Raw genomic sequence first — 286 nt, 5'->3', positions numbered from 1 at the left:
TTCCGGGGTGCTTTTCACCTTTCCCTCACGGTACTGCTTCACTATCGGTCGCTAGGAAGTATTTAGCCTTGGCAGATGGTCCTGCCGGATTCATACGGGGTTTCACGTGCCCCGCACTACTCGGGATACATCTCGGAGAGAGCAGACTTTCAAGTACAGGGCTTTTACCTTCTTTGGCGGGCCTTTCCAGACCTCTTCGTTTAACCGGCTCCTTTGTAACTCCATGTGAGATGTCCCACAACCCCAAAGAGCAAGCTCTCTGGTTTGGGCTTCTCCGCGTTCGCTC

At 53.5% G+C, this 286-nt stretch carries 1 rRNA gene; it reads right to left on the bottom strand.

From position 1 onward, the window contains the following. Positions 1-286: ribosomal RNA gene (locus HP548_RS00725) — 23S ribosomal RNA — on the bottom strand; the annotation flags it as partial.

The sequence above is a fragment of the Paenibacillus taichungensis genome, assembly GCF_013359905.1.
Lineage (GTDB): Bacteria > Bacillota > Bacilli > Paenibacillales > Paenibacillaceae > Paenibacillus > Paenibacillus taichungensis.
The sequence above is the reverse complement of the archived record's forward strand: the minus strand, read 5'-3'. Positions and strand labels throughout refer to the sequence as shown.